We start from the raw sequence: 8,874 nt of genomic DNA, 5'->3' as shown, positions 1-8,874 counted from the left end.
TTATGGTCGACATGGCTGGTGCGATCGCCTGAGAAGGCGAAGACGGCGGCCGTGCCAAAGCCTGCGTCGCTCGACACCCCGGCGTCAATGAACAGGCTCGACTTCGACTGGCGCAGCACGCGCGTTTCGACGGTGCAATCGCCGCCGACCGGGCCGACAAAGCTGATCTGCGCATAACGCAGCGGCGTGTCGGTCGGATGGAGCGCCATCGTGCCGGCGAGCGCGACCGCCGAGCTGATCCCGCCATAGGCGGTGCGGCCTTGCATCCATCCTTCGTCGATATGTGCCTTGGCCACGCCCTCTTCGGTGCGCAGCGTCGAAAGCAGCGCGTCGAGCGCGCTGGGGGAGGTCGTCATCTTGCGGTTATTCCTCGATCTGGAAGGTCAATCCGGCGTGCGCGGTCAGCCGTGCGATCAGCGCCTCGCCGAGCAGCGCGCCCGGCGTCCACACACCGCCGTCGCCCTTGTTCGCGAGCAGCGCGATCCCCGTTTCGGCAAGCATCTTCGACGTCGAGCCATAGCCGGGGTCGCGGTCGCCCTGAACGCTCGCGCGCACTGTGGTGCCGTCGGGATATTCGCCGATGAACAATATGTCGTAAAAGCCGTTCTTGCGCTCTTCCTTGCTCGGCCCTTCGCCGGGCTTGAGCGTCGACTCACCAAAGGGATTCGCCTTTGCCATCGCTTCGGCCATCGCTTTTCCGGCGTCGCCGATCGTCGTCATCACCATCTCGTCGTACACAAGATCTTCGCCCCACGGATGGCCGAGCAGGAAATTGGTGCGATGGACATTTTTGGTGTTGATCGGGGCCATCACGAAGGGGGCGGTCCAGGTGCCCGTCGCGCTGTCATATTCGGGGATCAGCCCGGTCGGCTGCGACGGGCCTTCGAAACCCGGCGTGAGCGCGAAGGAGGATTTAAGGAGCAGCGCGAGCGAGGGCTTTTTCGCGATGGCTTTGAGCGTTTCGGTGAGGCTCGCGATCGTGCCGCCCGACGCGCCGCCCGCCATCTTGCGCACGCGGCCCTTGACGCGCGGTGCGGGTTTGCCGTGGCGCCTGATGGCTTCGGCTTGCAGGAAATGGACGCCGAGGTCGAACGGGATGCTGTCGAAGCCGCAGCTGAAGGTGATGCGCGCGCCCGATGCCTTGGCGGCGGCCTCATGCATATCGATCATCTCGCGCATCCAGCCGGGTTCGCCGCAAAGGTCGGCATAGGCGGTGCCCGCCTTGACGCAGGCGGCGACGAGTTCACTGCCGTAAAGCTGGTACGGGCCGACGGTGGTCAGGATAACCTCGGTGCGCGCGGCCATGGTATCGAGGCTGGCGGGGTCGCTCGCGTCGGCGACGACGAGCGGCGTGTTCTTCGGCGCGCCGATCAGATCGCGAACCTCGGCGAGCTTGTCGGCGCTGCGCCCCGCCATCGCCCATTTCGGCGCGTCCTTGCGGCCCGCATAATGGGCGCTGAAATATTCGGCGACGAGGCGCCCGGTGAAGCCGGTCGCGCCATAGACGATGATGTCGAACTCGCGGGTCCCCGCCATGGCCATCCTCCCTTTACGTAAACGTCAAGACGGCACGCTAACCTGTTTATGGCGCGGTGCCAAGGGGCGAGGGGAGAGGGCAGGTTTCGACCAGTTGCTGCCATTAGGGCTTCTCACCCCGTTCGCATCGAGCGAAGTCGAGATGCCCCTCAGACTAGGCGATGCGTCGATGGGTGTCTCGACTTCGCTCGACACGAGCGGGAAGAGAGGCATGGCTCAAATCGACCGAAAAGCGACGCTTCGTATCTTGTAACTCGTCATTCCCGCGAAAGCGGGAACCCAGTGCGGGGTCAGCCTACGCGCGCTCTGGGTTCCCGCTTTCGCGGGAATGACAAGGGTTGGGAACGTCCTCTCACCACCCCAAAGCCGACGCCGCCTTCAAATAAGCCTTTCCTACATTATCCGGCTGTGCCAGCCCTCGTCCCGGCTATTTCATTTGGTGGATAAAGCGGTTGCTGCCTGGCTAGTGGATGCGGTCATGGCGGAGCGTGCCGGGCGTGTCCCGCACGCAGCGAGGTCGCAATCGGGCGACGCATAAGGCTGAACTTCCCTGAACTTTGGAATGATCGCGCGTGCTTGCGCCGACCGGGTCCAGTATCCAACCCGGGATCACGGATAGGCCAGCGCCGGCTCTCCACCCTAAAACGCCGCCTTGTGCAGCGCACTCGCGCCTATAATTTCGGCAGCGTGACGCCCTTTTGCCCCATATATTTGCCCGCGCGGTCGGCGTAGCTCGTCTCGCACGGCTCATTGCCCTGCAGGAAGAGGAACTGGCACGCGCCCTCATTGGCGTAAATCTTGGCGGGCAGGGGCGTGGTGTTCGAAAATTCGAGCGTCACATGGCCTTCCCAACCGGGCTCGAGCGGGGTGACGTTCACGATGATGCCGCAGCGCGCATAGGTCGACTTGCCGAGGCAGATGACGAGCACATCGCGCGGGATACGGAAATATTCGACCGTACGCGCCAGCGCGAAACTGTTCGGCGGGATGATGCAGACGTCGGTTTCGCGGTCGACGAAATTCTTTGGGTCGAAATCCTTGGGATCGACGGTAGTCGAATCGATATTGGTGAAGATCTTGAATTCGGGCGCGACGCGCGCGTCATAGCCGTAGGAGGAGAGGCCATAGCTGATACAGCCGTCGCGGCGCTGCGCCTCGACAAACGGTTCGATCATGCCCTGCGTTTGGGCGGCTTCGCGAATCCAGCGGTCGGAAAGAATGGCCATGCCGCTGTTTGTCGAGGGCGGCGCGATTGCGCAAGCGGTCAGTCAATAAATAGGGACAGTCCCTATTTATTTGAGAAGGCCCAGATCCTTGGGGCCAAAGGCCGCGGGCAGCAGTTCGCTGAGCCTGTAGGTCTTGACCGTCTTTCCGTCACCCGACGCGCAATGGACGAGGATATCGGTTTTCGACCGTTCGGCGGCTTCGTTGAGGATCTGGCGACAGCGGCCGCACGGGCTGACCGGGTCGGTGCCGGTGAGCGCGTCGCCTTCGGGGTGGCCGCCGACGATCGCGACCTCGGCGAGCTCGCCGATCCAGCCCTCGTTGGCGATCTTCGCCACCGCCGCGGTTTCGGCGCAGAGGGTGAGGCCATAGCTCGCATTCTCGACGTTCGCGCCGGTGACGACATCGCCATTTTTGAGCAGCAGCGCGGCGCCGACGTGGAAGCCAGAATAGGGCGCGTAGGCGCGGCTTGCAGCGTCGCGGGCAGCCTCGATTAACGCATCGCGTGTCTCACTCATCGCATATCTCCTTGCGGGCGCAGCGCGTTCCAGCCGACGGTGCCCTCGGCGCCCGACAGGCGGACATAGTCATTCGCCTGCCACATCGCCCAGGGGTGCGCGCCATAATCGGGTTCGAAGAAATCGCGGCGCAGCCAGGTGGTGCGCGCGATGCCCTGTGTCACCTTGTAATCGCTCTCGAACGCCGGGCCGGGCGCGATGACGCTCTGTTTGCCCATATGCGCCTCGATCTGCGCGAGAAAAGTGGCGAGTTCTGACAGCAGTAGCGCGCGCGTCGGCCGGTCGGGGCAGCGATCGTCGTAATCGAGCCACACCACGGCGGGGAGCGCGTCGGCGCGGCGCGGGACGTGGCGGATGAAATTGGCGGCCTGGTCGGTCGCGAGCTGGCAGAGGCTGTAGCGGTGGATCGCGCCCGCCTGCACGCCGGCATCGCGGGCAGCGGTCATATTGCGGGCGAACTTCGGGTCGACCGCGGCGGACCCGTCGGTTCCCATGATATAGGCGAAATCGGCGCCCGCGGCCTTGACCGATCCCCAACGGACATCGCCGTTGCCCGCGTCGATCGTCACCCCCTGCGTCGGATAGAGCGCGCGGTCGGGGGTCCAGCGCGCGGCCCACCACAAAGCGAGGCCGGCGGCGAGAAGCAGGAGTACGATAACGGCGCCGATCCGGCGCAGCAGCCGCGCGATTGCGGCGCGCCACGCGCCCGCGGTCTTCGCCGTCTTTCCGCCCCTGATTGCCCCCGTTGCCATCCTCAGCCCTTGATGTGCAGCACGCAGATCAGCGTGAACAATCGTCGCGCCGTGTCGAAATCGACCGCGATCTTGCCGTCGAGCCGGTCCATCAGCATCTCGGCCGCCTCGTTATGCAGGCCGCGGCGCGCCATGTCGACGGTCTCGATCTGCTGCGCGGTCGAGGTCTTGATCGCCTGATAATAGCTATCGCAGATCGCGAAATAGTCACGGATCGGCCGGCGGAAACGCCCGAGACCGAGGATGATCGCCTCGAGCGGTGAGCCATCTTCGCGTGAAATTTCAAATATCAGGCGGCCATCCTCGACACGCAGCATCAAGCGGTAGGGGCCGGCATAACCATCCGCGTGGCCGCGCTGCGGCACGAATTTATTGTCCTCGATCAGATCGAAGATCGCGACGCGGCGTTCCTGCTCGACATCGGGATTGCGCCAGACGATCGACCCCTCGTCGAGTTCGACCGAAATGATCCGCTGTTTCGAGGGGTCTGCGTCGCTCATGCTGTCCGTGCTTCTACTTGGGCTGCGGCGAAGGGCAAGGGGGCGACTAGTTCCCCGGGAGGGGGCATTGCCTATCGCTCCCAAAACTATCCCCGAACGCTCCACAGCGGGCACGACCGTAGCGATCATCGTCGTTGCATATGGTTTCAAGCGGTCCCATTATATTTCGCCATGCCCGAACTCGCCCTGATCCCGACCCCGGCCAACACCGGGGATGAACGCCAATTACCCCGTAATATCGAGGCTGAGGCCGCGTTTCTCGGTGCGATCCTGATCGACAACCGAGTCGTCGAGGACTTGCCCGTCGCGCTCAACCCCGAGCATTTCTTCGAACCGCTTCACGGCCGCATTTTCCAGCAGACGATGGCGCTGATCGAGCGCAACAGCATCGCGACCCCGGTGACGCTCAAGCCCTATTTCGAGGCCGACGAGGCGATGAAGGCGGTTGGCGGCGTCGGTTATCTCGCGCAGCTCACCGGCAGCGGTGCGGGTCTGATCGGCGCGCGCGATTTTGCGCGGCAGATTTTCGACCTCGCGCTGCTCCGCGAACTCGCGGGTGTCGGGCGCACGCTCGTCGACAATGCGCTCGACACCAGCGAACGCGTCGATCCGCAGGCGCAGATCGAGGAGGCCGAAACCGCGCTCTACCGTGTCGCGGGGGGCGAGGCCGAGATGGGGTCGGTCAAAAGCTTCAACCAGGCGAGCCTCACTGCGCTGCAGGCGGCCGAGCGCGCGCTCAATTCGGGCGGCCATTTGTCGGGTATCACCACCGGCATCGGCAGCATGAACGCCAAGATCGGCGGCATGCACAACAGCGACTTGATGATCCTCGCGGGACGTCCGGGCATGGGCAAGACCTCGCTCGCGACCAACATCGCGTACAACGCCGCCGAGCGTTTTCGCCGCGACGAGGATGACGGCATCCCGCCCGAGAAGAATATGGGTGCGAAGGTCGCCTTCTTCAGCCTCGAAATGTCCGCCGACCAGCTTGCGACGCGCGTGCTTGCCGAACAATCGGGGGTGTCGGGCGAAGCGCTGCGCATGGGCAAGATCAGCAAGGAGCAGTTCCAGCAGCTCAGCCGCGCGGCGCAGCAGCTTCAGACTCTGCCGCTGTTCATCGACGACACGCCGGGCCTGACGATCGCGGGCCTGCGTACGCGCGCGCGGCGCCTGCAACGGCGTCACGGCATCGGCTTCGTCATCGTCGACTATCTCCAGCTGTTGCAGGGTTCATCGAAGAGCGGCGACAATCGCGTCCAGGAAATTTCGGAAATTTCGCGTGGTTTGAAGACGCTGGCGAAGGAACTTCATGTCCCGGTGATGGCGCTGTCGCAGCTCAGCCGTGCGGTCGAAAGCCGCGAAGACAAGCGGCCGCAGCTCTCCGACCTTCGTGAATCGGGCTCGATCGAGCAGGACGCCGACATGGTGCTCTTCGTGTTCCGCGAGGATTATTATGTCGCGGCGAAGGAGCCGAAGCGCCCGGTCGAGGGCGACGATGTGAAGATTCACGCGCAGCATGAGGAATGGGCGGCCGAAATGGAGCGCGTCTTCGGCCTGGCCGAAGTGATCGTCGCGAAATCGCGCCACGGTTCGACGGGCAAGATCCGCATGCACTTCGAGGCGAAGACGACGAAGTTCAGCGACCTCGCCGACGATAGTATGGCGTTCGAGGATTATGAGTAAGGCGAACTAAGCCCGTCATCCCGGCGAAGGCTGGGATCTCTCCGTCAAATTGGAACGCGACGTTGAGACCCCGGCCTTCGCCGGGGTGATGGATTGTCAAAACGCCGGGTCGTTCGCAGGATCGTCGTCGATCGGCGACACCACTTCGTGGATGCCGCACTCGGTCTTGTCCCAGCCGCGCCAGCGGCCCGATCGCGGGTCTTCGCCCGGCTTGACCTTCGACGTGCAGGGGGAGCAGCCGATCGAGGGATAGCCTTCGGCCTCGAGCGGGTGGCGCGGCAGGTCGTGCGCCTCGAAATAGGCGTCGAGCTCTTCGCGCGTCCAGTTGGCGAGCGGGTTGAATTTCAGGCGGCCGGTCGAGCCGTCAAGTTCGAATCGCGCGAGGCCCTGCCGCGTCGACGACTGGAAACCCTTGCGGCCGGTGATCGAGGTGTCGAAATCGGTCAGCGCCTTTTCGAGCGGCTTGACCTTGCGGATTTCGCAGCAGCCGTCAGGGTCGTACGACCAGCGCAGTTCGGTCGCGTCCTTCGCGGCGAGATCGTCGGCGTCGGGGGTCAGGTTGACGATGTTGAGCCCGAGCTTCGCGGCGAGGGTGTCGCGATAGGCGAGCGTTTCGGGGAAATGCTTGCCGGTGTCGAGGAACAGCACCGGCATGTCGGGCGCAACCCGCGTCACCAGATGCAGCAGCACCGCGCTTTCGGCGCCGAAGCTCGAGACGATTCCGGTCTCGCCGAGCAACCCCGCACCGATCACGCTCGTCACCACTTCGGCGGCGTCCTGGCCGCGGAAGAGGTTGTTGAGGCGGATGACGTCGGCCTGTGTGAAGCGCGGCGCCACGTCGATCCGGTCGCGGGTGCGGTCTGCGGGTGCGGATTTGCTAGCCATGCCGCAATTTCCAGATCGGCACCGCGCCGTCGGCGGCGGCCTGATAATGTTCGGGCCAGCGCGCCAGCGCCGCCTCGACATCGGCCGAATTTAGCTCCTTCTCGGGCGCGAACGTATCGAAACCGCAGCGCTTCATATAAGCGATCTGGTCGACGAGCACGTCGCCCTGCGCGCGCAACACGCCAGCATAGCCCGCCTCGCGCAGGATGCGTGCCGACGAATAGCCGCGGCCGTCGCGGAATTTCGGGAAGGCGACTTCGATCAGCGCGAGCCGGTCGAGATGCGGAATCAGCGCGCGTGCGTCCTCATCGGGTTCGAGCCGCACCGCGGTCGCGTTCGACTGCGACAGGAAGGCGTCGAGCGTGACCGCGGGTTCTTCGCCGTCGCTATGGATATGCTCAACCATAGATCGCTTCCTTGAAGGGGGCCATGCCGACGCGGCGGAAGGTGTCGACGAAACGCTCGCCTTCGGTCCGCTCGGTGAGATATTTGTCGGTGACGCGCTCGATCGCATCGACGATGCCGTCCTCGTCGAAACCGGGACCGGTGATCGTGCCGAGGCTGACGTCCTCCGCGCCCGATCCGCCGAGCGACAGCTGATAATTTTCGGTGCCTTTGCGGTCGACGCCGAGGATGCCGATGTGGCCGGCGTGATGGTGCCCGCAGGCGTTGATGCAGCCCGAAATCTTGAGCTTGAGTTCGCCCAGCTCCTTCTGGCGGCCGAGGTCAGAAAAGCGCGTCGCAATCTTCTGCGCGACCGGGATCGAGCGTGCGTTGGCGAGGCTGCAATAGTCGAGCCCGGGGCAGGCGATAATGTCGCTGATCAGGTCGAGGTTCGGCGTCGCGAGCCCCGCCGCGTCGAGCGCCTGCCACACCGCATAAAGATCGGCCTTGCGGACGTGCGGCAGCACGATGTTCTGCGCGTGGGTGACGCGGAGTTCGTCATGGCTGTATTTTTCGGCGAGGTCGGCCATCAGGTCGATCTGCGCCGACGACGCATCGCCGGGGATGCCGCCGATGGGCTTCAGGCTGATGTTGACGATCGCATGGCCCGAAACCTTGTGCGCGGCGACATTCTGGTCGACCCAGACGGCGAAATCGGGGTCGCTGCGGTCGATTGCGTCGGGCGCCGAGGCGTCGAGCGGCGGCGGCGCGAATTGCGCGGCGATGCGGTCGAATTCGGCCTTCGGCGGGTCGATGCCGAGCGACTTCACATGGACGAATTCTTCCTCGACCTGGCGGCGATATTCGTCGGCGCCCAGCTCGTGGATCAGGATCTTGATGCGCGCCTTGTAGATATTGTCGCGGCGGCCGTAGCGGTTGTAGACGCGCAGGCACGCCTCGGCGTAGCTCAGCATGTCGTCGAGCGGCACGAAATCCTTGATCAGCGGCGCGATCATCGGGGTGCGGCCCATGCCGCCGCCGACGTAGAAAGCGGCGCCGTGGACGCCCTCCTTCTCGACGATCTGGATCCCGATGTCGTGGAGGCGCATCGCGGCGCGATCCTCGTTCGCCGCGATAACAGCGATTTTAAACTTGCGCGGCAAATAGCTGAATTCGGGGTGGAAGCTCGACCATTGGCGGAGCAGTTCGGCCCACGGGCGCGGATCGGTGATCTCGTCGGCTGCGGCGCCCGCCCACTGGTCCGAGCTGATGTTGCGGATGCAATTGCCGCTCGTCTGGATCGCGTGCATTTCGACCGAGGCCAGATCCTGCAGGATTGCGGGCGCATCCTCCAGCTTGATCCAGTTATACTGGATATTCTGGCGGGTGGTG

10 protein-coding genes are annotated in these 8,874 nt (G+C 64.3%); 1 reads left to right on the top strand and 9 read right to left on the bottom strand.

Annotated elements, in window-relative coordinates:
* From VJ811_RS00940 to VJ811_RS00915, 6 genes are all read right to left on the bottom strand, one after another.
* Nucleotides 1-356: acyl-CoA thioesterase domain-containing protein (locus VJ811_RS00940; protein WP_324070288.1), on the bottom strand; the 356-nt coding region annotated here is incomplete at its 3' end.
* 7 nt (nucleotides 357-363) lie between these two features.
* Nucleotides 364-1,536, bottom strand: coding sequence for a saccharopine dehydrogenase family protein (locus VJ811_RS00935; RefSeq protein WP_324070286.1), 1,173 nt, complete (start codon nucleotides 1,534-1,536; stop codon nucleotides 364-366).
* A 671-nt stretch (nucleotides 1,537-2,207) separates the two neighbouring features.
* Nucleotides 2,208-2,762, bottom strand: coding sequence for a dCTP deaminase (gene dcd / locus VJ811_RS00930; RefSeq protein ID WP_324070284.1), 555 nt, complete (start codon nucleotides 2,760-2,762; stop codon nucleotides 2,208-2,210).
* A gap of 66 nt (nucleotides 2,763-2,828) precedes the next feature.
* Nucleotides 2,829-3,278, bottom strand: a complete 450-nt coding sequence (locus tag VJ811_RS00925; protein WP_324070282.1) for a cytidine deaminase — start codon at nucleotides 3,276-3,278, stop codon at nucleotides 2,829-2,831.
* Complete coding sequence (locus tag VJ811_RS00920; RefSeq protein ID WP_324070280.1) at nucleotides 3,275-4,030, bottom strand: GH25 family lysozyme; 756 nt, start codon at nucleotides 4,028-4,030, stop codon at nucleotides 3,275-3,277. The genes VJ811_RS00925 and VJ811_RS00920 overlap by 4 nt, the downstream gene beginning before the upstream one ends.
* Before the next feature lie 2 nt (nucleotides 4,031-4,032).
* Entirely contained in the window at nucleotides 4,033-4,530 is a 498-nt protein-coding gene (locus VJ811_RS00915; RefSeq protein ID WP_248454482.1) for a UPF0262 family protein, read from the bottom strand.
* 171 nt (nucleotides 4,531-4,701) lie between these two features.
* Here VJ811_RS00915 and VJ811_RS00910 point away from each other — a divergent pair, with 171 nt between their 5' ends.
* Nucleotides 4,702-6,213: a replicative DNA helicase gene (locus VJ811_RS00910; protein WP_324070278.1), complete on the top strand. Its 1,512-nt coding sequence runs from the start codon at nucleotides 4,702-4,704 to the stop codon at nucleotides 6,211-6,213.
* A gap of 96 nt (nucleotides 6,214-6,309) precedes the next feature.
* Here the strand turns inward: VJ811_RS00910 and VJ811_RS00905 are convergent, their stop codons facing one another.
* From VJ811_RS00905 to VJ811_RS00895, 3 genes are all read right to left on the bottom strand, one after another.
* Nucleotides 6,310-7,098, bottom strand: a complete 789-nt coding sequence (locus VJ811_RS00905) for a phosphoadenylyl-sulfate reductase (RefSeq protein WP_324070276.1) — start codon at nucleotides 7,096-7,098, stop codon at nucleotides 6,310-6,312.
* Nucleotides 7,091-7,504 (bottom strand): DUF934 domain-containing protein, encoded by a 414-nt coding sequence (locus VJ811_RS00900; RefSeq protein ID WP_324070274.1) that lies wholly within the window; start codon nucleotides 7,502-7,504, stop codon nucleotides 7,091-7,093. Before VJ811_RS00900 ends, VJ811_RS00905 begins: the two co-directional genes overlap by 8 nt.
* Nucleotides 7,497-8,874 (bottom strand): nitrite/sulfite reductase (locus tag VJ811_RS00895; RefSeq protein ID WP_324070272.1); only part of this gene is annotated, 1,378 nt, incomplete at its 5' end. The genes VJ811_RS00900 and VJ811_RS00895, both read right to left, overlap by 8 nt.

It is taken from the genome of Sphingopyxis sp., assembly GCF_035250425.1.
Classification (GTDB): domain Bacteria; phylum Pseudomonadota; class Alphaproteobacteria; order Sphingomonadales; family Sphingomonadaceae; genus Sphingopyxis.
Note: the sequence above shows the minus strand (reverse complement) of the source record. Positions and strands in the feature narration are given on the sequence as shown.

What these genes read in the sequence shown, in the direction of transcription:
- VJ811_RS00935 (WP_324070286.1), bottom strand. Translation starts at nt 1,536, where the DNA reads ATGGCGGGGACCCGCGAGTTCGACATCATCGTCTATGGCGCGACCGGC.
- dcd (WP_324070284.1), bottom strand. Translation starts at nt 2,762, where the DNA reads ATGGCCATTCTTTCCGACCGCTGGATTCGCGAAGCCGCCCAAACGCAG.
- VJ811_RS00925 (WP_324070282.1), bottom strand. Translation starts at nt 3,278, where the DNA reads ATGAGTGAGACACGCGATGCGTTAATCGAGGCTGCCCGCGACGCTGCA.
- VJ811_RS00920 (WP_324070280.1), bottom strand. Translation starts at nt 4,030, where the DNA reads ATGGCAACGGGGGCAATCAGGGGCGGAAAGACGGCGAAGACCGCGGGC.
- VJ811_RS00915 (WP_248454482.1), bottom strand. Translation starts at nt 4,530, where the DNA reads ATGAGCGACGCAGACCCCTCGAAACAGCGGATCATTTCGGTCGAACTC.
- VJ811_RS00910 (WP_324070278.1), top strand. Translation starts at nt 4,702, where the DNA reads ATGCCCGAACTCGCCCTGATCCCGACCCCGGCCAACACCGGGGATGAA.
- VJ811_RS00905 (WP_324070276.1), bottom strand. Translation starts at nt 7,098, where the DNA reads ATGGCTAGCAAATCCGCACCCGCAGACCGCACCCGCGACCGGATCGAC.
- VJ811_RS00900 (WP_324070274.1), bottom strand. Translation starts at nt 7,504, where the DNA reads ATGGTTGAGCATATCCATAGCGACGGCGAAGAACCCGCGGTCACGCTC.